The organism is Frigoribacterium sp. PhB107 (genome assembly GCF_003751515.1).
Taxonomy (GTDB): Bacteria; Actinomycetota; Actinomycetes; order Actinomycetales; family Microbacteriaceae; genus Frigoribacterium.
The window spans coordinates 1,426,241-1,448,791 of sequence record NZ_RJKU01000001.1; the positions used below are offsets into that span (position 1 = coordinate 1,426,241).

Consider the following 22,551-nt stretch of genomic DNA (forward strand, 5'->3'; position numbering starts at 1 on the left):
GGGCCCGTCGGCGACGGGAGCCCCGTCGGCGACGGGCGGCGCGTCGGCGACGGGCGCCGGCTCCGTGACGGTCACCGGGTCAGGCCGTCAGCGTCTCGACGAGCGCGTCGACGTAGGCCGTCATCGAGGCAGGTCCGCCGAAGACCCAGACGCCGTCGGGCAGGCGGTGCACGTCGCCCGACTGCACGAACGGCAGCGACTGCCAGACGGCGTTCGACGAGAGCGTGTCGGCGAACGGGTCGCCGTCCACGGCGTTCGAGAAGTACAGGAACTGCGTGTCGGGGGGCAGCTGCGTCAGCCCCTCGACGTCGGTCGAGGCGAGGCCGTAGGCCGGGTCGCCCTCGAGCGTCCAGGCGTTCACCATGCCGAGCGACGTCGTGACCTCGCTGATGAGCGAACCCGGGGCGTAGGGCCGGATGCTCACCTGGCCAGCGTCGACGTAGCCGTCCACGAAGGCGAACTCCGTGCCGGCCAGACCGGCGTGGGCCAGCGCCTCCTCGCCGTCGAGCACCGCCTTCGTGTAGGCGTCGAGCACCTGGTCGGCCCGCTCGCCGGTGCCCGTCGCCGTGGCGATCATCCCGAAGTTCGTCTCCATCTGGCCGATCTGGTCGGAGGCGTCGGCCGAGACCACCTGCAGCACCGGCGCGATGTCGCGCAGCTGCTCGACGGCGTCCGCGGGCAGGTCGGTGGTCGCGACGATCAGGTCGGGAGCCAGGGAGGCGACGGTCTCGACGCTGGGCTCGCCGCGGGTCCCGATGTCGGTCGGGTCCCCCGTGAGCGGCACGGCCGACGACCACGCCTCGTAGCCCTCGACGTCGGCGACGCCCACGGGCTCGACGCCGAGCGAGACGAGGTCGCCGACGACGTTCCACTCGGTGCCGACGACCTTCGTCGCCGGACCGTCGAGGGTGATCTCGGTGCCCGTGCCGTCGGTGAGCGTGATCTGCTCGCCCGAGCCCGAGCCGGTGGTCGAGCCGCCGGCCACCTCCTCGGTGGTGCCGCAGCCGGCCAGCGCGAGGGCGGCCGAGGCGGCGAGGGCGGTGACGGCGAGGACGCGTCGTCTGCTGGTCATGGGTGGAGCCTCTCGGTTCTGGTGTGGTGACGGGCGACCGCACGGGTGCGGAGCCGGCCGGTGGAGGGATCGGTGTCGACCTCGATGTCGATGCCCCAGACCTCGGAGAGGAGGTCGGGGGTCAGCACGTCGGCGGGCGTGCCCGTGGCTCGGACGCGGCCCTCGTGCAGCAGGACGACCGTGTCGGCGAGCGCCGCGGCCTGGTCGAGGTCGTGCAGCACGACGCCGACGGCGATCTGCGACTCGTCGGCGAGGTCGCGCACCAGGTCGAGCAGCTCGACCTGGTAGCGCAGGTCGAGGTAGGTGGTGGGCTCGTCGAGCAGCAGCACCCCGGTCTGCTGCGCGAGGCAGCTGGCGAGCCAGACCCGCTGCAGCTGCCCGCCGGAGAGCTGGTCGACACCGCGCTCGGCCAGGTCGGCCACGCCGGTGAGCTGCAGGGCGCGGTCGACGGCCGCCGCGCCTCCCGGGTCGGCCCTGCCCCAGCGCCCGCGGTGCGGGTAGCGGCCGAACTGGACGACGTCGCGCACGCTGAGGCCGCTCGGCACCGGGCGTCCCTGCGTGAGGAGGGCGACGTGCCGGGCGAAGTCGCGGACCGAGAGGGCCAGGCCGTCGGTCGGCGCCGCAGACGCCTCGGCCTGCTGGAGAGGCTGCTGCTCGAGCGACAGCGTCCCCGCCCGCGCCCGCTGCAGCCGGGCGGCGGTGCGGAGCAGCGTCGACTTGCCGCTGCCGTTGGGTCCGACGAGGGCCGTCACGCGACCGGGACGCAGCTCGAGCCGAGCGTCGTGCACCACGTCGGAGGCGCCGTACGAGACCGAGACGCCGTCGGCCACGAGGGCGGTCGCCTCGGGTCGCGCGTCGGCGGCCGGGAGCGCGTGCGCCGTCGCGTCGGCGGACAGGGCCGAGGAGGCGGGCGGCACGAGGGCCGTGTCGGGCGGGGTCACGAGGACTGAGGTTAGCCTAACCTTAGCGACCCCCCGCAACCCGGTGCCTCGACGCCGAGACAGCCGGTCGTCAGCCGGGGTCGGCCTGCAGCGCGACCACCATGCTGCGCAGCAGGCGGCGCGCCTCGGGCCGGTCGGCCTCGCTCATCCCCGAGAGCATCCGCAGCTCGACGCCGCGCACCGCCGCGGTCGCCGCCGCGAGGCGCCGTCGCCCCGCGGGCGTCAGGCGGGCCGGCAGCGCCTTGCCGACCGGCGCCTCCGCAGGCCGGGTCACCGACCCGTCGCGCTCGAGCGCCTGGAGCAGGACGTTCATCGACTGCCGGGTCACGAAGGCCCCGCGGGCGAGCTCGGAGTTCGACAGCCCCGGCCGCTGCGCGAGCAGCTCGAGGCACGAGTAGTGCGTGACCGTCATGCCGAGCGGCCGGAGCACCTCCTCCATCGCCGCCCGCAGAGCGCTCGACGCCTCCTTGAGCAGGTAGCCCAGCGACGTCTCGAGGTCGATCCCTTGACTCATGTCAGCATTCTGACATAGGTTGATCCGTGTCAGAAGACTGACACACAAGGCCGCGTCGCCTCACCACGCCGTCACCTCACCCCGATCAGCTCAGGAGCACCCATGCCCGTCACCGGCCCCGACTTCGTCTCCCTCCAGGTCCGCGACCTCGACGCCTCCCAGGCGTTCTACGAGACCCACCTCGGCCTCGTCCGCTCGCCCGCCGGCCCGCCGCACGCCGTCGTCTTCACGACGACGTCGATCGCCTTCGCACTGCGGGGCCTCCTGCCCGACACCGACCTCGACTCGGTCGCCCAGCCGGGCCTCGGCGTCGCGCTCTGGCTGCACGCGACCGACGTGCAGGCGATCCACGACGCCCTCGTCGAGGCCGGCGTGACCGTCGTCGCCGAGCCGATCGACGGCCCCTTCGGCCGCACCTTCACGTTCGCCGACCCCGACGGCTACCACGTGACCCTGCACGACCGCGCCTGACGCGCCTCCCCCGGCCCGCGCCTGCCGTCGCGGCAGGCCGAGCTGAGGAGGCGCGCCCCTCGACGTGCAGAGCGTGCACCTCGCGCACGTTCGAGGTGATCTCCCGGCCTGCGCCGACAGACTCTCGCGCATGGACACGGACACCCTGCTCAACATCGGCCTCGTGGTTCTCTTCGTGCTGATCGGCGGGGTGTTCGCGGGCACCGAGATGGCGATCGTCACCCTGCGCGACAGCCAGGTCAGGGCGATCGAGGCCAGCGGCGACCGGGGCAGGAAGATCGGGCAGCTCGTCCGCAACCCGAACACGTTCCTCTCCGCCGTGCAGATCGGAGTCACGCTCGCCGGCTTCTTCTCGTCGGCCTACGGCGCCTCGACGATCGCGCCCGACCTCGTGCCGGGGCTGATGGCGCTCGGCCTCGCCGAGAGCACGGCGTCGACCGTCGCGCTGATCGGCATGACGCTCGTGGTCGCCTACCTCTCCCTCGTGTTCGGCGAGCTGGTGCCGAAGCGCCTGGCGATGCAGAAGTCCGTCGCGTTCACGAAGGCGCTCGCGCCGCCGCTCAACGCCCTCGCCCGGCTGATGCGACCGGTCATCTGGCTGCTGTCGGTGTCCACCAACGCCGTGGGGCGCCTCCTCGGGCTCGATCCCGACCAGAAGGAGGACGAGGTCTCGGCCGACGAGGTCCGCGACATCATCTCGAACACGAGCGAGATCGACCGCGACAGCCGCAGCATCCTCGCCGACGTGCTCGACGCCGACGACCGCCGCGTCGCCGAGGTGATGAGGCCGCGGCCGGACGTGTCGTTCCTCGGCGGCGACTCGTCCGTCAGCGACGGCTACCGCGCCGTGCTGGCCCTGCCGCACTCGCGCTACCCCGTGGTCGGCGTCAGCCGTGACGACGTGCTCGGCTTCGTGCACGTCCGCGACCTGATGGCGTCGGTGCCCGCGGCGGGCGGCGACCAGGCGACGACCGTCGCCGACATCACCCGGCCGATCCTCGCCCTGCCCGGCACTACCAAGGTTCTGGCGGCGCTCAGCACCATGCGCGACGACGGCCACCAGATCGCGGTGGTCATCGACGAGTACGGCGGGACCGACGGCATCGTCACGCTGGAGGACCTGCTCGAGGAGCTCGTCGGCGAGATCTACGACGAGTACGACACCGGCGACCGCGGCGGGGGCGCACTGGAGGCGGGTGAGAGCCGCGAGGTCGAGGGCGGCATGATCGTCGAGGAGCTCGAGGAGGAGACCGGCGTCGCGCTGCCCGACGGCCCGTACGAGACGGTCGGGGGCTGGGTCTTCGACGCGCTCGGACGACTGGCGGTCGTCGGCGACACCCTCGCCGTCGACGGCGCCACCCTGGAGGTGGTCCGCATGGAGGGCTACCGGATCGCGACGGTGCGCGTGACGCCCTTGGAGCACCACGCCGAGCCACCCGCAGAGGACCGCCCCCTCGCCGAGAGCTGAAGATAGCTCGGCATCGAGCGATTGGCAACCCCCTCGTCCTGGCGCGCCCGACGCCCCTAATGTCGACGCAACGCACCGACGCGGGGTGGTCGACCCGAACCTCCGCCCCGTCGACGTCGATGCGCACATCCCGGTCGCCTGAACCCGGCCGGGGCGCCTCGAGCACCCTCCCCTGGTCTCCCCGTTCCGGAGGAGGGTGCTCGTCCAGGCCTCTCGCCGCGCGCACGCCGCGTCCATGCCGCGTCCATGCTGCGCGCACGTCGTTCGCACACCCTGCGTGGGCACTCCGGGTGCTTCGTCCTCGAGGGATGTCCGTTCTGCGAACTCTCTCAGCCATCTAGTTAGAGCGACTAGCGAGTCTGTGTAACCATTCGTGTGTACCGATTCACGGCGGTACGACCGACACGAACGACATGCACCTCGAGGTCAGCGCAGGGCTGGCAGGAACGAGCAGGACATGACCACCACGCACCACTCCCCCTTCTCCGAGATCCGCGACGCCGACCGTCAGCTGACGCTCTTCGTCGTCGCCACCTCGGCCCTCGCGGCCTGCGGCACGCTGATCGCGGGCATGCTCTTCGCGATGGGCGCCGGCGCATGAGCGCCTCGACCCCCGCGGCCGTGACCGACGCCGGCCACCACCTCCTGGCCGAGACCCAGCCGCTCGACCTGGCCGAGCTCTTCGACTCGGAGGTGCTCCGATGAGCGTCGACCTCCGTCGCCTCACGCACGAGGGCCTCGTCGCCGCCGTCAGCGGTCGCGTGGGCGGTGCCGTGCGCCCCACGGCGACCGAGCTCGACAGCTTCTACGTCCGGGAGCGCTCCGTCCCCGCGGCCCGCATCGAGACCTACCCGCGTCGCCGCCGGGTCCGCGACGTCGTGACCTCGATGGCCGAGTCGGTCGAGACCGGCGCCCGCTCTCTCGACGCCGTGCGGCCGCTCGAGGTGAGCTACGCGAGCTTCTTCGTCGACCCCGAGGCCGTGTCGGCCCGCGACGACCGCGAGATGGCGGTCGCCTCGTGACCTTCGCCGACCGCATCCTCGGCTCCGCCCCCGACGACCACGTCGCCTACTTCGACACCTCGATCGACGACGACGACCTCGACTGACCGTCCGCGCCCGACCCGGACCACCGGCACCCGCCGCCGCACCCCGACGACCTGACCACTCAGAGGACACCACCCCCATGCCGCAGAAGATCCAGGCAGCCCGCCTGCACGCCGCCCTCGAGGCCTGGCGCATCACCGAGCAGCGACTCGACCGCCGAGGATCCGCGGGTGCGCTGCCACGGACCGAGCGTGACGCGCTGGCCCTCGTGCTCGCGGCCGAGCAGACCGACGAGCCGATGACGCCCAGCACGCTGGCCGCGACCCTGGGCTTCTCCACGCCCGCGGTCTCGAACCTGCTGCACCGTCTCCAGGACGCCGAGCTGATCACCTGCACCCCCGACCCTGCTGACGGCCGTCGCAAGATCGTGACGACCACCGAGACCGGGCGCGACGCCTGCGACACGGTGACGAGCGCTCCGCACGTTCGGAAGTTCCTGATGGGCGTGCCGACGGAACAGGCGGAGGCGGTCAGCGCGTTCCTGGACGAGCTCAGCTCGGTCATCGCCCAGCAGCAGACCACGGCTCCCGTCCCGGCTCGTTGAGCCTGCTGACCGGTCAGGGGCCCTCGGCGGCCGTCTGACCGTCGCGTCGTTCCCCGTGCCCGCCGGGTAGCCTCGGGGTCATGGACGACCGGGACGACGACGCGACCGTGGACGACCGGGACGCACCGCGCCTCCTCGCTGGCCGCTATCTCCTCGGCGACGTCCTCGGGCGCGGCGGCATGTCGACGGTGCACCGTGCCGACGACCGGCTGCTCGGGCGGACCATCGCCGTCAAGCTGCTCAGCGCCCAGGGCTCCGACCCGGCCGACGCCCAGCGGGCCCAGAACGAGGTGGCCGTGCTCGCCTCGCTGAGCCACCACGCGCTCGTCACCCTGTACGACGCCGACGTCGCACCGACGAGCGGCCCGGGCTGGCTCGCCATGGAGCTCGTCGACGGCCCGTCCCTCTCGTCGCGTCTGGCCGAGGGCCCGCTCGACACGACCGACGCGGCGCAGCTGCTCGTCGACCTCGCGGGCGCGCTGCACGTCGTGCAGACGGCCGGCATCGTGCACCGCGACGTCAAGCCGAGCAACGTGCTGCTCGCCCCCTCCCCCGTACCCGGTCGCCGCTGGTCGCCCAAGCTCGCCGACTTCGGCATCGCCTCCCTCGTCGACTCGACGCGCGTGACCGCGACCGGCGCCGTGCTGGGCACGGCCGCGTACCTCAGCCCCGAGCAGGCCCTGGGCACGCGGGTCGGGCCGGCCTCCGACATCTATTCCCTCGGCCTCGTGGTGCTCGAGGCGCTGACCGGGGAGCGGGCGTTCCCCGGCTCGATGATGGAGTCGCTCACCGGGCGCCTGCACCGTGACCCCGTCGTCCCCGACGCACTCGGCCCGGAGTGGGCCTCGCTGCTGCGTGCCATGACCGCGCGTGAGGCCGAGGGCCGGCCGACGGCCCTCGAGGTGCACGCCAGGGCGGAGGCGCTGGTCGCCGGAGGCGGACGCGCCGACGACGCCCGCACCGGCGCCGCCACGGCGCTGATGCCCAGTGCGGACGGGGACGCCCCGACGAGGCGCCTGCCGGCCGGTGCGGCTGCCGGGCTCGGAGCCGCGGGCCTCGGGGCCGGTGCGGCGGGCGCCCTCGCAGGGTCGGCCGCCGCGGACGCCGCCAACGAGCGGTTCGGCGCCGTGGACGGCGGCACGGGACGCGTCTCGGGGTCCGGTGCCGGTGGCGCCGCTGGTGTCGGCTCGGGAACGGGCTCCGACGGCCCCGCAGCCGTGCCCGGACGACGCAGCCGTCGCGGCGCGGTGATCGCCGGCCTCGTCGCGCTCGCCCTCGGCGCCGCCGCCCTGATCGGCTTCGCCGTCACCCGGGGCGACGACGAGCCCGTCGCGCCGGCGACCAGCGACACCCCCGCTCCGGCGGAGACGACTCCGGCGGAGACGACTCCGGCGGAGACCGAGCCTGCCGACACGCCCTCGCCCTCCACCGAGGACGAGGAGCCGGCACCCGAGCCCTCGACGTCCGAGCCGACCGACGAGACGACCTCGCAGGCCCCGGCGCCCGAGCCGAGCACCCCGGTCGAGGAGCCGGCGCCCAGTCAGCCTGCGGCGCCGGGCGGGAACGGGAACAGCGGACCTGGGGTGGGGAACGGGAACGGGAACGGCAACGGCAACGGCAACGGGACGGGCGCGGGCGCGGGCGTCAGCACCGGCAGCGGCAAGGGCGTCGGCGGCACGGGGGTCGACCTCGGCAGCGTCGGAGGGCCCGCGCCCCGCTGACGAGCGGCCGCAGGGCGAGCGGGCCGCGGAGCGATCGGGCCGTGGGCCGAACGGGCCGTTGACCGCTGGCCGCTGGCCGCCGAGCGAAGCGCCCCGGACTGGGTGGGTGCGCCGGCGGCCCGTCAGGTCCATGCTGGGCGCGCCCGGGCCTGACCCGGCCCCACAGGAGGGAGCCCCGTGACGTACCCCGATCCGCACCGTGCCTCCTCCGCCCGGTCCGTCGGCGACCGGGAGCGGCGAGTGACCCTCCTCGTGATCGTCGGCTCCTCCGTCGCCGCGGGCGTCACGGCAGCCGCGGGCGTCCTCACGGCGCTCGGCCTCCTCTAGACGGCGGACTCGTCGGGGTACATCCTCACGGGACCTCGTGCGGTGCACGGCGCACGATGGTCGTTCCGTCGACGTCGCCCCGGGAGACCCGTGCCCCAGTTCTCGTTCCTCCGCCCGCGGCGGCCCGTCGGGGTGCGCCTGTCCGCCTTGCGGGGCGACGGGCTCGTGCTCGTGCCCGCCTCCGGCACCGGCTGGTCCGACGAGCAGGCGGCACTCGACGTCCTCGTCACGAACGTGGCGGTGAACGACGCCGAGCTGCTGCCCGACGGGCTCTTCGCGGCTCTCCCCGGTCGCCGGGGCCACGGGGCGGACTTCGCCGCGGCGGCCGCCCTGGCCGGCGCCGTCGCCGTGCTGACCGACGACGCGGGGGTCGAGCGCGCCTCCGCCGCCGGCCTCCCCTCGCTCGTCGTGGCCGACCCCCGACGGCACCTCGGCCGGCTGTCCGCGAGGGTGAGCGGGACCGAGTCGCGGCGGCCGCGCCTCCTCGGGGTCACGGGCACGAACGGCAAGACCACGACGGTGCACGTGCTCCACGCGGTGCTCCGGCAGCTGGGCGTCCCCGCCGGCCTGAGCTCCACCGCCGAGCGACGCAGCCTGGACGCGGCCGTCGCGAGCCGCCTGACCTCGCCCGAGGCGACGGAGCTGCACGCCCTCCTCGCGCGCATGGCCGAGGACGGCGTCCACACCGCCGCGCTCGAGGTGAGCGCCCAGGCGCTCAGCCGGCACCGGGTCGACGGGCTCCGCTTCGACGTCGTCGGCTTCACCAACCTCAGCCACGACCACCGCGACGACTACCCCACGTCCGCGAGCTACCTCGAGGCGAAGCTCGCCCTCTTCGACCAGCACCGTGCCGAGCGCGGGGTCGTGCTGCTCGACTCCCCGGCGGGCCGCGAGATCGCGGCGCGTTCCGGCGTCCCCGTGACCACCGTCGCGACCGGCGACGGGGTCGACCAGGGAGAGGGGGCGGGCGAGGCCCCCGCGGACTGGAGGCTGCAGGTCACCGCCTCCAGCGCCACCTCGACGAGCTTCCGCCTCGAGCGGCGGGACGGCCGCGTGCTCCGGTCGTCGGTGCCGCTGATCGGACGGCACATGGCCGCCGACGCCGCGCTCGCCCTCGTCATGCTGGTCGAGGCCGGCCACGCCGTCGACGAGCTCCAGGAGGCTGTGGAACGGGGCATCGAGGTGACGGTGCCCGGCCGCACCCTGGACCTCTCCGGTGTCGACGGGCCCCGGGTCTACACGGACTTCTCGCACACCCCCGACTCCGTCGCGAAGACCCTGGAGGCCCTGCGGACCGTGACGGACGGGCGCCTGGTCGTCGTGATCGGCGCCGACGGCGACCGGGACCCGTCCAAGCGCGAGCCGATGGGCCGGGCAGCGGCCGATGCTGCGGACCTCGTCGTCGTGACCGACCACCACCCCCGCACCGAGGACCCCGCGTCGATCCGGCACGCGCTCGTGGCCGGCGCGAGGACGGCCGCCGACGAGCGACGCCGGTGCCGGCAGCGGGTCGCGGCGGTCGTCGAGCTCGCCGACCCGGCGGACGCCATCCGGCACGCGGTGAGCGGCATGGGCCCCGGCGACACCGTCCTCTGGGTCGGGCCGGGCGACACGGACTACCGGGTCGTGGGCACCGAGGACGTGCCGTACTCGCCCCGCCAGGACGCCCGTGCCGCCCTGCGCGAGGCCGGCTGGCGGGCCTGACCCGTCCAGGCCCGACGCTGGTCCGGGCCGTGGGGGCCCACGAACTGGGGTGTCCTCACTTCTGTGGACATCGATAGCGTTGCATCGACCGGTGGGGGATCAGTCGTCACCGTCGTGCGGCGCCGCTGGGAATCGGCTCGTCACGACCGCGCCGGTCGCGACCGTGACCGACCGACCCGACCGAAAGACCGATCACATGGCCTCCTCGTCCCACCGCGCCCACGCGCGCCTCCGCACCACCCCCCTCGCCGTCGTCACCGGCCTCGTCGCCGCCGTGCTGATGGCCCTGACGATGTCGGGGACGCTCTCCGCGTTCACGGCGAGCATCGCGAACGCGAACAACACCGCCACCACGGGCACGCTCCTCATGCGGGAGGTCGGCACTCCCGGCGCCACCTGCTACAGCAACGGTGCCGAGTCGGCGTCCGTCTCGAGCAACGGCAACACCGCGACCTGCACGTCGAACAACAAGTTCGGCGCCGGCGGGACCCTCAAGCCGGGCACCACCCGCAACGTTCCCGTCACGATCTCCAACGTCGGCACGATGGACGCAGGCACCTTCACCCTCGCGAACACCGGCGCCTGCGTCCCGGGCAAGACCGGAGACACGAGCGGCACGGCCACCGACATCTGCAGCAAGATCACGCTCGTGCTGACCCAGGGCGGCACGTCCGTCTACTCGGGCACCCTGGCCGACCTCGGGGCGCGCACCACCCCCATCAGCCTCACCGCCGTCCCGGCCGGCCAGAAGGCCGACATGGTCTTCTCCGTGACCCTCGACGGCGCCGTCGGCAACGACTACCAGGGCCTGACGGCCACGGTGCCCCTCAAGTGGACCTTCACGGCCTGACCCGGTCGACGACCGCGTCCGGGCCGACCACGGCCGCGACGCCGTCGTCGGCCCGGCGACCGGCCCGCAGACGTGACCTGCTGCTCGCCGCCGGCGTCGCCCTGGCCCTCGGCCTGCTCGTCGCGCTGGCCCTGCTGCACCTGGCCGGCGCCCGCACCTTCGTCGTGCGCACTGCCTCGATGGGCACGGCCGCGCCCGTCGGCACGCTCGTGGTGACGACGCCCGTCACGGTCGACGAGCTCCGGGCGGGTGACGTCGTCACGTTCACCCCTCCCGGTCGCACCGGCACGACGTTCACCCACCGGGTCGTCGACATCGGCACGACGGGCATCGCGACCCGCGGCGACGCGAGCCAGGCCGACGACCCGTGGCGTCTGACCGACGCCGACCTCGTGGGCCGCGCCTCGGTGCTGCTGCCCGGCGTCGGCTGGCTCGCCCGGGCGCTGCCGTGGCTCGTGGTCGGAGGCGTCGCCCTCTGGGCGATCACCCTGCTCGTGCCCTCGCGGACGCACCGCTCCGCCCTGCGGGTCGTCGGGTCGACCGTCGTGGTGGCGGCGGTCTCGGCCGTCCTCCGCCCTTTCACGGCCGCGACGGTGCTCTGGACCACCGCCTCCGACGACGGACTCGGCGGCACCGCGACCGTCGCCTCGACGGGCATGCTGCCGTCGCGACTCGCGACCGAGCACGGCTCGGCGGTCGTGCTCGCGTCGGGCGAGCTGGGCACCCTCGACCTGCCTCCGCTCTCGCCCGACGCCCCCGCCGGCAGCGGGGTCCTCGTCTCGATCGCTCCGCACCTGCCGCCCCTCGGCTGGCTCGTGTTCGGACTCGTCTGCTGCCTCCCGCTGCTCTGGTGCCTCCTCGTCGGGCTCGCCCCGCAGAACGTCGGCCGACGATCGGCCGCCTCGTGAGGGGCCGGGTCGTGCGAGGTCCGGTCACGGGCCGGCGCCTCCTCGTCGTCGTCCTGCTGCTCGCCGCACTCGTGGCCGGGCTCTGGACCGCCGACCCCACGTCCGGGGCCTTCACTGCCTCGGTGCGCGACACCGGGAACACCGCGACGACGGCCGCGTCGTTCGCGCGCACCACGAACGCCCTGCCGTACCGCTCGAGCTTCGCGGGCGGCGCCTCGGACTGGACGACCTACGGCGGCTGCTGGCAGACGATGACGCCGAACGACTTCGGCATGTACTACGAGACCTGCGGGAACGACCAGGCCGGGGCCGCGCCCAAGGCCGTCACCGGCAGCCCCGACTGGACGAACTACACGGTGCAGGCCGACGTCAAGCTCGACAGCGGCAAGCAAGTCGGCCTGTTGGCACGGGTGAGCTCGCCGTCGCCCGGCCTCGACGAGCACAACGGGTACTGGGCCTACGTCAGCTCGACCGGCAAGCTCGAGCTCGGACGCATGACGAAGGGGTCGTACGAGTTCCTCCGCACGGTCGACGTGCCGGGCGGCATCGCGTACAACACCTGGTACCACCTCGTCGTGCAGGTGCGCGGGTGCAACGTCACGGTCTCGCAGAGCACCGTCGGGGCGACCGGCCCCGGCGCCGTCACCGCGTTCCGCCACTTCGACTCGGGCTGCGGCACGGTGCACCAGAAGGGCATGGTGGGGCTCCGCACGTTCGAGGCGACGGGGGCCTGGCGCTTCGTGACGGTGACGGAGGGATCGCTCGCCGTCTCCCCTCCCCCCGCCACGTGGAACACCCCGTGGAAGACCGGTGCCGCACCCTCCTTCACGACCTACGGAGGCAGCTGGACCGCTGACGCGACCACGGAGACCTACTCGAACAGGCAGTCCGGCAAGGGCGACAAGGCGGTCGAGACCTCTCAGACCTGGGGGGACCTCTCGCTGACCGGCGAGGTGCGGTTCGACGCCCCGTCGGCCACCTTCCTGGACGCGGGCTTCAACGTCCGCGTACGGAACCCGGGCACGGGCACCGACCAGCTCGACGGCTACTACGGCGGCATCTCGAGCACCTCGCTCATCGTGGGCAAGCACCTCGGAGGTACCTGGCGGGAGTTCGCCCGCACCCCCCTCGCCGCCACGGTGCCGCAGGGCCAGTGGCAGCACCTCACCGTCGAGATGGTCGGCTGCACGATCACGGCGACGGCCCAGGCGTCGTCCGGCGGTCCTCAGACCACCGTGTCGCACACCGACACGGGCTGCGACACGACCGCAGGCAACGTGGGTGTCCGCACACTCGCGATCCCCGCGTCGTTCCGCAGCATGGCGGTCACGCCGCGCTAGGCGAGTACGCTCCCGGCCCGCAGCGGGTGCCGGGGGACGCCGCGTCACCCGGCACCTGACCATCGCCTCTGCACGTGGACCCGGCCGGCCCGCGCCTCCTACCGTTCACGTCGGCGGGCACGGCCTCGGACGAGGCCGCCCACCAGGGCCGGCCCTTCCGGGGTCGGACCCACCGGGGCTCGCCCGCCCCACGACATCACGACAAGAGGAGAACACCATGGCACAGGCCATCGAGACGATCGACGTCGAGGTCCCCGTCCGCACCGCGTACGACCAGTGGACCCAGTTCGAGGAGTTCCCGAAGTTCCTCGACGAGGTCGAGTCGATCACGCAGACCACCCCCACCCTCACGGTGTGGAAGGTCAAGGTCGGACCGGTCGAGAAGACCTTCGAGGCGGAGATCACCGAGCAGCACCCCGACGAGCGCGTCGCCTGGACCAGCACCGGCGGCGAGGTCGACCACGCCGGCGTCGTGACCTTCCACAAGCTGAGCGACACCGAGACGCGCGTCACCGTGCAGATCGACTGGTCCACCGAGGGCGTCCTCGAGAAGCTCGGCGCGGCCATCGGCTCCGACGGCCGGGCCATCAAGAAGGACCTCGCCAACTTCAAGCAGTACATCGAGTCGAAGGGCCAGGCCGACGGGTCCTGGCGCGGCGACGTGCAGGCGTAGTCCACACGTCCGGGCCTCGGCCCCGCACGGCGACGGCCCCGTTCCTCCTCACCGGAGGGGCGGGGCCGTCGCCGTCCATGGCGGCGTCCTGCGGCTGTCGCCGCTACTTCTTCGACTTCGTCGTCTTCTCCGGGTCGTTGCCCCAGTTCATCAGCGAGAAGCGCCACTTCGAGTCGTGCGCGTCGCCCTCCGGACCCTGTGCGGAGTGCCGGTGCACGTAGCCCGTGACCTTCTTCATGTGCGCGTAGTCGTCGTCGCCCAGGTCGGCCGCCTTCGTGCGGAGGATCGTCACGATCCTGCGTCCGCTGTGGTGCCCCACCGACTCGGCCCCGTCGGACGACTTCTGCCCCACCTCCTTCGCTTCGTCCGTCTCGAGCCACTGCTCGAGCTCGTGCGGGGTCATGTTCACCGCGTCGTGGAAGTCGTCTCGGATGCTCTTCTTCTCGTCGTCGTCCATCGGCCCAGCATGCCCCCGGCCCTCGCGGCACGGCCTCCTCACCCGGTGCTCTCGGCGACCTCGGAGGCACGGGGGTTGCGCGGTAAGGGTGACCTAAGTACGGTTCAGGGACGGGTCGTCGTCCGACCGCCCGATCCGAGCATCGGAGTCACCCGTGGCCCACGACGTCGTCCCCTTCTCGGAGCTGCTGCGGGCCCGGACGACCAGTCGCCACGGCACCAGCGGCGGCGCCGACTTCATGACCGACCTGCTTCGCGGCACCTGCGACGTCGACGACTACGCCCAGCTCGTGGCGCAGTACTGGTTCGTGTACCGGGCGCTCGAGGGCGCCTCCGGGTCCATGGCCGGGCACCCCGTGGCCTCGCCGTTCGTGACGACCGGCATGAGCCGGCTGCCTGCCCTCGAGTCCGACCTCGAGTTCCTGCTCGGCGACGCCTGGCGCGACCGCGTCGTCGCCCTGCCCGCGACGCGTGAGTACGTCGAGAGGCTCGAGACGATCGCCGCGACCTCGGCGGGGGCCCTCGTCGCGCACCACTACACGCGCTACCTCGGCGACCTGTCGTGCGGGCGCTTCATCAGCACGCTGCTGCAGAAGCACTACGGCTTCGACGTCAACGGCGTCGGCTTCTACGTCTTCGCCGAGGTCGCCGACCCGGCGCTCTTCCGGGCCACCTACCGCGAGCAGCTCGACGCCGCCCCGTGGACCGACGCCGACAAGGAGGCGGTGGTCGCCGAGGTCGCGCTCGCCCACTCGCTCGACACCCGCCTCCTCGACGGCCTCGAGGCCGACCGCCGGGCACGCCGCGCCGCTGCCGCCGCCGCCTGAGCCGGCGCCTGAGTCGGCCTGATCAGCTCTGGCGGCTGAACCGACGCGAAAACGACAGAACTACGCGGGGCCCCGCGTTGCTTTGTCGGTTTCGCGTCGGTTCGCGCCGCCGAGCTGAGGTCAGGGCAGGATCGAGTCCACGTACCCGCCGTCGACCCGCACCGCGGCGCCCGTCGTCGCCGACGCGAAGGTCGACGACAGGTACACCACCATCGACGCGATCTCGTCGGGCTCGATCAGGCGCTGGATGAGCGACTGCGGCCGGTGCTGCACCATGAACTCGTGCTGCGCCTCGTCCCAGGGCAGGTCGCGTGAGACGAGCTCGTAGACGAAGTCCTCGACGCCGGCGGTGTGGGTCGGGCCCGCGATGACCGAGTTGACCGTGACGCCGGTGCCCGCGGCGGCCTTCGCGAAGCCGCGCGACACGGCGAGCAGCGACGTCTTCGACATGCCGTAGTGGATCATCTCCGCCGGGATGACGACGGCCGAGTCGCTCGCGATGTTCTGCACCCGCCCCCAGCCGCGCTCGGTCATGCCCGGCAGGTACGAGCGGATCAGCCGCACCGCCGACAGCACGTTGACCTCGAAGTAGCGGCGCCACTCGTCGTCGTCGATCGAGAGCGGATCGGCCGAGGCGAAGATGCCGAGGTTGTTCGTCAGCACGTCGACCTGCGGCACGGCGGTGAGCACCTGCTGCGTCCCCTCGTCGGTCGAGACGTCGCCGGGGGCCGCGACGAAGGAGGCGCCGGGGGCGTCCTCGAGGAGGCCGGCGATCGCTTCGTCCACGCGGGAGGCGGTACGCCCGTTCACGGCGACCGTCGCGCCTGCCCGGGCCAGGCCGAGCGCGATCGCGCGGCCGATGCCCTGGGTCGAGCCCGTCACGAGGGCGGTCTTGCCGGTGAGGTCGATGTGCACGGGGAGTCCTTCCGTCGGTGCGCGGAGAGCGACTCCCCGCGCTCGTTCAGCATGCCCCAGGCGGGCGCGCACCGACGAAGCGACGCGGCGGGCGGAGGAGGCGGCGGATCGCCACGGGACGCGGTGTCGGCGGCCCGGCGGGCGGAGGAGGCGGCGGACCGCCACGGGACTCGGTGTCGGCGGCCCGGCGTAGGGTCGCGGCATCGAGCGAGAGGGACCACGTGACGACACGCGACATCAGCACCTTCGGGGCGACGACGACGGCGGCCGAGACGCTCGAGGGCGTCGACCTGGGCGGGCGGACGGCCCTCGTGACGGGCGCCTCCTCGGGGATCGGGGTCGAGACGGCCCGCGCCCTGGCCGGGGCCGGCGCCCGGGTGACGCTGGCCGTGCGCGACGTCGCCGCGGGGCGTGCGGTGGCTGACGACATCGCCCGCTCGACCGGCGGGTCCGCACCCGACGTGGTCGAGCTGCACCTCGACCGGCCCGCCTCCGTCGAGCGCGTCGCCGCAGAGTGGACCGGGCCGCTCGACGTCCTGATCGCCAACGCCGGCGTCATGGACTCGCCTGAGACCTACACGGCCGCGGGGTGGGAGCTCCAGTTCGCGACGAACCACCTCGGCCACTTCGCGCTCGCGCTCGGCCTGCACGGCGCCCTCGCCGCGGCTGGTGGCGCTCGGATCGTCTCCGTCTCGTCGAGCGGCAACGGCGGGTCGCCCGTGGTGTTCGACGACCTGTTCTTCCGGCGTCGGCGCTACGAGCCGGGGCTCGCCTACGCCCAGTCCAAGACGGCCAACGCCCTCTTCGCGGTCGGCGCGAGCACCCGCTGGGCCGGCGACGGCATCGTCGCGAACTCGTGCATGCCCGGCGGCATCTGGACGGGCCTGCAGAAGCACTGGGCCCCGGACGTGCTCGCCGCCACCAAGGTCGCGGCGGCCGACGCGGTCAAGACTCCCGAGCAGGGCGCGGCCACCTCCGTGCTGCTCGCCACCGCGCCCGAGCTGGCGGAGGTGCGGGGCCGCTACTTCGAGGACTGCCACGAGGCCGAGGTGGTCGACGAGATCGTCGACGGGCTGCACGGCGTCCGCGCCTGGGCGCTCGACCCGGCCGAGGCCGACCGCCTGTGGGACGTCTCTCTCGCCCTCGTCGACGCGGAGGCGCGCTCGCGCGCCTGACCGTCCACGGGTCGGATGTCGGCGGCCTGTGGCACGATTCAGCTCTTCCTGCCCAGACCCCTGCAGAGACGAGACGATCCCCGATGTCGGACGAATCCGCGCGCCTCGACGTGCCGGCGTACAGCCGTGCCGTCGAGCAGGGCACCGACCTGCACGAGGTGCTGCGCAGCCGCGCCGACCACCACGGCGGGCGCCGGTTCGACGCACGCCCCTCCAGCGCACCGTTCTCGTACCGCTACGTCACGGCGGGCGACGAGCGCGTCAGCCTGCAGACGTCGCACTTCAGCGGGCACATGGAGGGCGAGATCCCCTTCCCCGACACCCACTTCGTCATGTGGTTCCGCAGCGGGTCGGCGACGGTCCGCCGCGGGTCGGAGGCGTACCGCACCGAGGGGTCGACCCCGTTCCTCATCCCCGCCGAGGACTCGTTCGAGTTCGAGTTCCGTCCGCGGCAGAGCCACCTGGTGCGGCTCGGCACCGAGTTCCTCGAGCAGACCGCGACCGAGCTGCACGGCGGGCCGGCCCAGCGCATCGCCTTCGACACGACGAACACGCCCGGCGCCGAGGCGATCGCCGACTGGCGGACGGCGATGGCGGGGGCCACCGAGGCCGTCGTCGGCGAGGTCGTCCCTCCCCTGCTCCGGCTCGAGGCGCAGCTGAGCACAGCGCGGGCCGTGCTCCGCACCTGGCGCTGGCAGGTCGTCGACGTCCCCCGCTCGCTCCGCACGCCCGGCACCGTCCGCGTGCGGCACGCCCTCGAGTACCTGCACGCGCACGCGGCCGAGGCGATCAGCCCCTCCGACGTCGCGGCTGCCGTCGGCCTGCACACCCGCAGCCTGCAGCTCGCGATGAGCGAGCACCTCGGCACGTCGCCCTCGGCGTACCTGCGCCAGGTCCGACTCGACCGCGTCCGGGCCGACCTGCTCGCCGCCTCGCCGCACGAGACGACCGTCGCATCCGTCGCGCGCCGCTGGGGCTTCGGCAACCTCGGCCGCTTCTCGGCCAGCTACGCCGACCACGTCGGCGAGTACCCCCGCGACACGCTCGCGCGCTGACGGCGCGTGGCCGGCGGGCGGCACCCGCGGCGCGAGCTCGGCGGCCGGCCGCCAGCCGCCAGCGCCTGGTGCCGCGTCCTCCTGCGTCGACACCCGCCGATCCCGCGCACACCGCGTGCGCGCCGCAGGGTACGCGCAGTTTCGAGGGGTGCGCGCGGCTCGACGGGTGCGCGGGTTCGGAAGGCGGCCGGCTCGAGGTGGCGGCGCGCAGCAGCAACGGCGCGGCTAACGTGGCGGCATGCCCACGACTGCGAGCTCGGCGTGACCGACGGCCCCGGACGCGCCGTCCCGATCAGCCGCGTGTTCCCGCGGTGGTACGTCGCTGGGGCAGTGGCCTCGATCGCCGTGATCGCCGTGTCGCAGGTGGGCCAGCCCGCGGTCGTCTGCTTCTGGGGCCCCGTCATCGGCCTCACGATCCGCGACCGGCTGGACGACGCCCGGAGCCGTGCCGACGAGGGACACGACACCTCACGAGCCGCACTGCTCGGCCCGGCGTGGCTCGAGCCGGTCCTCTCGCTGCTGCTCACTTCCTTCGCGATCGGCCTGTCGTTCCTGTTGGGCGCCGTCTTCGACGGGCTTGCGCTGCCCGTCGTCTGGACCGGCATCGCTCTCTGCCTCGCCAGCGCCCTCGCGTACCTCGCCATCCTGCTGCGCGGCCGTCGCCGGTCACGGCGCGCGGTCGACACCCGCTGAACCCGCGTGGACCCTCGCGCGCGCCAACGGGTGTGCGCGGGTTCGGCGGGCGCGCAGCGGCCGCGGGCAGGAACGACCCGCGCAGCCCCCTCTCTGGGGCGTGACGGCGCGGTGCACAGCGGGCAAGCTCGAAGGACCCCCCGAAAGGCCCTCATGCTCTCGATCGTCTACACCAGTGCCTCGCGCGTCCGTCCGACCGACGGCGACCTCGCCACCTTGCTCATGAACAGCCGCGCGAACAACCGTCGCCTAGGGCTGTCGGGGTTCCTGATGCACAAGCAGGGGCGCTTCGTCCAGGTGCTCGAAGGTCCCGACGAGGTCGTGCAGGCCCGTTACGAGCTCATCGCCGCCGACCCGCGGCACACCGATGTGGTCGAGCTGCTGCGCGAGTCGATCGATCAGCCCCGTTTCGCCGAGTGGTCGATGGGCTACCGACCCACGACCGACGAGCTCGCCGAGGCGATCCCCGGCTACGCGGACGTCACCGGCGCAGCCCTCGACGACTCGCGCCGCCGACCCGACCTCGACCCTGCGGTGCGCGCCCTGCTCGACTGGTTCCGCGCTCCCGTGCCCGCCGGCGCCTGACGCGCCTGCCCCGCGCCCCGCGCCACCCGCAGAGACACCGCACCGCGTTTCGTGCACCGCACCAGGTCGAGAACCGGTGCGGTGCACGAAGCGCGGTGCGGTGCGGTCCGAGCGGGTGCTCGGCGGGGCTGCTCAGCCCGCGCTAGACGTCCGACTGCGCGTCGTGCTGGGCGGCGCGCTCGCGCACGTCGCCCTCGCGGCTGCCGGTGCCGCCTCCGTCGCGGTGGTCGGCGTCGGCCTGCTCGGACAGGCCGTCCGTCTTCTCCTCGGCCGTCGCCTCCTCGGCGCCGTCCATCATCGGGCTGGTCATGGTCTCGTCGGACTTGTCGTCGGTGCTCATGTCGCGGACCGTACGCCCGGCCCCCGCGAGAGCACCCCGAGCTCGCTGTGAACCACCGCCCCGAGGAGGCGCGGGCCGGGCACCGCAGGACGCCCCGCCGTCGCGCTCAGCGCGCGAGCGTGTCGCGCGGGTACTCGCCGAACCGCGCGGAGTACGACGCCGAGAAGCGGCCGAGGTTGCCGAAGCCCCACTTGCGGGCGACGTCGGACACGAGCACCGAGCCCGGCTCGGACGAGAGCAGGTCTTGCCGGGCCCGGTCGAGGCGCACGTGCCGCACGTAGTTGGTGGGGCTCGAGCCGAGGTGCTCGCTCATCAGCAGCTGCAGGGTCCGGGTGTGCATGCCCGCCGCGGCCGCGATGTCGGCGGAGGTGATGGCCTGGTCGGCGTAGGCGTGCACGTACTCCGCGGCCTGGCGGAGGCGGCGGGTGCGCTCGGTCCGCAGGGCGTCGGGCACGTCGATCGCGCGCCAGGGGAACAGGTCGAGCATGCCGCGGACGAGCGCCTGCTGGGCGGCGTGGCGGGCCAGCGCGGGCGTCTCCTCACCGACGATCAGCGGGGTCACCTCGCCGAGCGTCGTCCGCCACGCGGCGAGCGACTCGTCGGTCGGCACGGCGGCGTAGTCGAAGACGATGCGCTGCGGCGGCCCCGCGTGGCGCTCGCTGGCGACCGCCTCGAGGAACGCCGCGTCGACGTGCACGATGCCGTGCCGGTGCGGCGTCATCGAGAACGCGAACGACGTCTCGGTCGGCGTGAGGAACGGTCTCGAGCCCTCGCTCGTCAGCTGCCCGACCGGGTAGTCGACGGTCACGGAGCCGGAGCGGAACCACGACATCGCGTAGTCGCGCGACCACGGGATGACGCCCTGCAGGTGCGCCGTGAAGGTGCCGGTCTGCAGGCTCAGGCGCGAGTCGCCGGCGGAGGCGAAGCGGAACGCGAACGGCTCCCCCGTGGCGCGTGCCCGGAACTGGCGGCCGTCGTAGACGCTCTCGAGGCTGCTGCGCGCCTCCTCGAGGTCGTCGCTCGCGAACTGGACACGCTCGAAGCGCGGCCCGGAGTCGGGCCCGGCGGAGGCCACGGCGTCCCTGTCGACGGCAGTGCCGGGGTCGGCGGACGCGACGGCGGCAGCCGTCGCCACGACGGCGAGGCCGTCCTCGACGGCGTGGGCGTCGCTGTGGGTCTCGGTGCTGGTCATGAGTGGTTCTCCTGGTCCGTTCCCGGCCTGCGCCGCCCGCTGGTGAGGCGGACCCGCCTCCTTCGGGACGTCTCGGCGAGCCGGTTCGTCACGAAGCCGCGGGCACGGAGGTGCAGGCACGGATGTCGCGACGACATCATCTCGCACCGTCGACCCCGCGTCACCACCCCCGAGCACGGGGCTGATCGGCCGCGCCCGGCGGCGCCGCACCAGGGTCCTTCCTCGTTCCGAGCATCCCGTCTCGTCGTGGCGCGACGGGATGCTCGGAACGAGACGGGACGACCAGGGGCCCAGCGAGGGAGGCGCCCGCCGCGCACCTGCGGCTCCCCCAGTGGCCGCGGCGCGGCCCGCCGACCGGGCAGGCTCGCGTCAGCGAGCGACGTGCGCGCCGCGGCGGCGGCGCGTCGCAGCCGTCACGACGAGCGCGACACCAGACAACAGCGCGAGCCCGGCGAGCAGGGCGGGCACGGTGCTCTCGGCGCCCGTGTTCGCGAGGCGACCGGAGGCGAGCTGGCCGCGGGTCCGGTCGGCGACGGGCGTGACCGGGGCGGCGGGCGTCACGGGCGGCGTGGTCACCGGCGGCGTGGTCACCGGAGGCACGACGACGGGCGGCACGACCGCTGCCGCGTCGACGGTGATCACGTACGTCTCGCTGTCGTCCGGCGCGTCGCCGTTCGACGCGGTGATCGTCACGGTCGTCGAGCCGGGCGTCGTGGGCGTGCCCGAGATGACGCCGGTGCCGGAGTCGAGGCTCAGCCCGGCAGGCAGGGTGCCCGCCGTCACCGTGAAGCTCGGGGACGGTGCTCCGGTGGCCGTCACGGGGAACGTGTACGGCGTGCCCGCCGTGGCCGTGCCGGGCGCTCCCGAGGTGATGGTCGGGTTGCTGGTCACGTCGCCGGCCGCGCAGTCCTCCGGCACGGTGATCGCGTCGTTGATCAAGGTCACGGCGCCGGTGCGGGCGAGGAGACGGCCGATCACGGTCGAGCCGTCGTTCACGCTGACGGAGGTCTGGGCGAGGACGGTGCCCTGGAACTGCGACCCGGTGCCGATGGTGGCCGAGCTGCCGACCTGCCAGAAGACGTTGCAGGCGCTCGCGCCGGGCGGCAGGATCATCGTCGTCGCCGAGCCGATCGTGAGGCTGCTCGCCGCCTGGATCACCCAGACCGACTCCGCGGTGCCGGCGAAGGTCAGGCTGCCGTTCGCGGACAGCGCGACCTCGCCGCCCGAGTAGACGCCGGGGGTCAGCGACCGACCGGCCAGCTCGGTGATGCCGGACTCCTGCGGCGTCAGCGACCGCGCGACGTCGTAGGCGGTCGTGAGATCGGCCTGCGCCTGGGCCGAGGCGGCGTCGTTGACGTGCACGACGCCTCCCGCGGCGATCACGCCGGGGCCCGTCGCGGGGTCGAACCCGGTGATCGCGCCCTCGGCGCTCACGCCGATGTCGCCGTCGACGACGCTGGGGCCGGTGTTGGTGATCGCCGAGCTCGCGAGGACACCGTAGGTCGCGGCGGAGCCGAGTCCCACCGGCCCGGGGATGACCGTGTCGGCCTGGGCAGGCAGCGCGGCCGTGAGAGCAAGTGCTGCGGCGACGCCGAGCACGACGGCCGTCCGCGAGAGAGGGAGGGTGGACGTCGTGCGGGCCATGGCGGCACCTGACTGCGGAGAGGAGGCACC

General features: G+C 73.7%; 25 protein-coding genes. 17 read left to right on the forward strand and 8 right to left on the reverse strand.

Going from position 1 to position 22,551, the window contains the following annotated elements:
• Positions 1-79: 79 nt before the first annotated feature.
• The 3 genes from EDF18_RS06670 to EDF18_RS06680 form a co-directional block, all read right to left on the reverse strand.
• Positions 80-1,072 carry an iron-siderophore ABC transporter substrate-binding protein gene (locus EDF18_RS06670; protein ID WP_123546924.1) on the reverse strand — a complete coding sequence of 331 codons (993 nt, stop codon included), beginning with the start codon at positions 1,070-1,072 and terminating at the stop codon, positions 80-82.
• Positions 1,069-1,968, reverse strand: coding sequence for an ABC transporter ATP-binding protein (locus EDF18_RS06675; RefSeq protein WP_199732399.1), 900 nt, complete (start codon positions 1,966-1,968; stop codon positions 1,069-1,071). Before EDF18_RS06675 ends, EDF18_RS06670 begins: the two co-directional genes overlap by 4 nt.
• Before the next feature lie 115 nt (positions 1,969-2,083).
• Positions 2,084-2,527, reverse strand: coding sequence for a MarR family winged helix-turn-helix transcriptional regulator (locus tag EDF18_RS06680; RefSeq protein ID WP_123546925.1), 444 nt, complete (start codon positions 2,525-2,527; stop codon positions 2,084-2,086).
• 102 nt (positions 2,528-2,629) lie between these two features.
• Here EDF18_RS06680 and EDF18_RS06685 point away from each other — a divergent pair, with 102 nt between their 5' ends.
• The 12 genes from EDF18_RS06685 (at position 2,630) to EDF18_RS06730 (ending at position 13,639) form a co-directional block, all read left to right on the forward strand.
• Positions 2,630-2,998 (forward strand): VOC family protein, encoded by a 369-nt coding sequence (locus EDF18_RS06685; protein WP_123546926.1) that lies wholly within the window; start codon positions 2,630-2,632, stop codon positions 2,996-2,998.
• Positions 2,999-3,128: 130 nt separating this feature from the next.
• Positions 3,129-4,466 (forward strand): hemolysin family protein, encoded by a 1,338-nt coding sequence (locus EDF18_RS06690; protein ID WP_123546927.1) that lies wholly within the window; start codon positions 3,129-3,131, stop codon positions 4,464-4,466.
• A 457-nt stretch (positions 4,467-4,923) separates the two neighbouring features.
• The gene (locus EDF18_RS16315) at positions 4,924-5,067 is read left to right on the forward strand and encodes a hypothetical protein (protein WP_158614632.1); all 144 of its coding nucleotides are present in this window, start codon (positions 4,924-4,926) and stop codon (positions 5,065-5,067) included.
• A 100-nt stretch (positions 5,068-5,167) separates the two neighbouring features.
• The gene (locus EDF18_RS06695; protein WP_123546928.1) at positions 5,168-5,488 is read left to right on the forward strand and encodes a hypothetical protein; all 321 of its coding nucleotides are present in this window, start codon (positions 5,168-5,170) and stop codon (positions 5,486-5,488) included.
• Positions 5,489-5,651: 163 nt separating this feature from the next.
• Complete coding sequence (locus EDF18_RS06700; RefSeq protein WP_123546929.1) at positions 5,652-6,116, forward strand: MarR family winged helix-turn-helix transcriptional regulator; 465 nt, start codon at positions 5,652-5,654, stop codon at positions 6,114-6,116.
• A gap of 80 nt (positions 6,117-6,196) precedes the next feature.
• Entirely contained in the window at positions 6,197-7,837 is a 1,641-nt protein-coding gene (locus EDF18_RS16740) for a serine/threonine-protein kinase (protein WP_123546930.1), read from the forward strand.
• Positions 7,838-8,014: 177 nt separating this feature from the next.
• A complete protein-coding gene (locus EDF18_RS16320) occupies positions 8,015-8,164 on the forward strand; it encodes a hypothetical protein (protein ID WP_158614633.1) in 150 nt (49 codons plus the stop codon).
• A 90-nt stretch (positions 8,165-8,254) separates the two neighbouring features.
• Complete coding sequence (locus EDF18_RS06710; RefSeq protein ID WP_158614634.1) at positions 8,255-9,868, forward strand: Mur ligase family protein; 1,614 nt, start codon at positions 8,255-8,257, stop codon at positions 9,866-9,868.
• Between the two features lie 196 nt (positions 9,869-10,064).
• Positions 10,065-10,718, forward strand: coding sequence for a hypothetical protein (locus EDF18_RS06715; RefSeq protein WP_148050054.1), 654 nt, complete (start codon positions 10,065-10,067; stop codon positions 10,716-10,718).
• Positions 10,700-11,626, forward strand: a complete 927-nt coding sequence (locus tag EDF18_RS06720) for a S26 family signal peptidase (RefSeq protein WP_123546933.1) — start codon at positions 10,700-10,702, stop codon at positions 11,624-11,626. Before EDF18_RS06715 ends, EDF18_RS06720 begins: the two co-directional genes overlap by 19 nt.
• 11 nt (positions 11,627-11,637) lie before the next feature.
• Entirely contained in the window at positions 11,638-12,966 is a 1,329-nt protein-coding gene (locus tag EDF18_RS06725) for a hypothetical protein (RefSeq protein WP_133739302.1), read from the forward strand.
• A 217-nt stretch (positions 12,967-13,183) separates the two neighbouring features.
• Positions 13,184-13,639, forward strand: a complete 456-nt coding sequence (locus tag EDF18_RS06730) for an SRPBCC family protein (RefSeq protein ID WP_123546935.1) — start codon at positions 13,184-13,186, stop codon at positions 13,637-13,639.
• A gap of 103 nt (positions 13,640-13,742) precedes the next feature.
• Here EDF18_RS06730 and EDF18_RS06735 read toward each other — a convergent pair whose 3' ends face one another.
• Complete coding sequence (locus EDF18_RS06735) at positions 13,743-14,096, reverse strand: DUF3140 domain-containing protein (protein ID WP_123546936.1); 354 nt, start codon at positions 14,094-14,096, stop codon at positions 13,743-13,745.
• 154 nt (positions 14,097-14,250) lie between these two features.
• On the opposite strand from EDF18_RS06735, the gene EDF18_RS06740 reads away from it, so the two are divergent.
• Entirely contained in the window at positions 14,251-14,922 is a 672-nt protein-coding gene (locus EDF18_RS06740; RefSeq protein ID WP_123546937.1) for a heme oxygenase (biliverdin-producing), read from the forward strand.
• A 120-nt stretch (positions 14,923-15,042) separates the two neighbouring features.
• On the opposite strand, the gene EDF18_RS06745 is transcribed toward EDF18_RS06740, so the two are convergent.
• Positions 15,043-15,837 (reverse strand): SDR family NAD(P)-dependent oxidoreductase, encoded by a 795-nt coding sequence (locus EDF18_RS06745; RefSeq protein ID WP_123546938.1) that lies wholly within the window; start codon positions 15,835-15,837, stop codon positions 15,043-15,045.
• A 221-nt stretch (positions 15,838-16,058) separates the two neighbouring features.
• On the opposite strand from EDF18_RS06745, the gene EDF18_RS06750 reads away from it, so the two are divergent.
• From EDF18_RS06750 to EDF18_RS06765, 4 genes are all read left to right on the forward strand, one after another.
• Positions 16,059-17,012: an SDR family NAD(P)-dependent oxidoreductase gene (locus EDF18_RS06750; RefSeq protein ID WP_123546939.1), complete on the forward strand. Its 954-nt coding sequence runs from the start codon at positions 16,059-16,061 to the stop codon at positions 17,010-17,012.
• Positions 17,013-17,095: 83 nt separating this feature from the next.
• A complete protein-coding gene (locus EDF18_RS06755; protein ID WP_123546940.1) occupies positions 17,096-18,067 on the forward strand; it encodes a helix-turn-helix domain-containing protein in 972 nt (323 codons plus the stop codon).
• 261 nt (positions 18,068-18,328) lie between these two features.
• Complete coding sequence (locus EDF18_RS06760; RefSeq protein WP_123546941.1) at positions 18,329-18,760, forward strand: hypothetical protein; 432 nt, start codon at positions 18,329-18,331, stop codon at positions 18,758-18,760.
• Positions 18,761-18,913: 153 nt separating this feature from the next.
• Entirely contained in the window at positions 18,914-19,345 is a 432-nt protein-coding gene (locus EDF18_RS06765; protein ID WP_123546942.1) for a BLUF domain-containing protein, read from the forward strand.
• Positions 19,346-19,487: 142 nt separating this feature from the next.
• On the opposite strand, the gene EDF18_RS06770 is transcribed toward EDF18_RS06765, so the two are convergent.
• From EDF18_RS06770 to EDF18_RS06780, 3 genes are all read right to left on the reverse strand, one after another.
• Positions 19,488-19,685, reverse strand: a complete 198-nt coding sequence (locus EDF18_RS06770; protein WP_123546943.1) for a hypothetical protein — start codon at positions 19,683-19,685, stop codon at positions 19,488-19,490.
• A gap of 106 nt (positions 19,686-19,791) precedes the next feature.
• Positions 19,792-20,877, reverse strand: coding sequence for a helix-turn-helix transcriptional regulator (locus EDF18_RS06775; RefSeq protein WP_123546944.1), 1,086 nt, complete (start codon positions 20,875-20,877; stop codon positions 19,792-19,794).
• 369 nt (positions 20,878-21,246) lie between these two features.
• Positions 21,247-22,521 (reverse strand): ice-binding family protein, encoded by a 1,275-nt coding sequence (locus EDF18_RS06780; RefSeq protein WP_123546945.1) that lies wholly within the window; start codon positions 22,519-22,521, stop codon positions 21,247-21,249.
• Positions 22,522-22,551 lie beyond the last annotated feature (30 nt).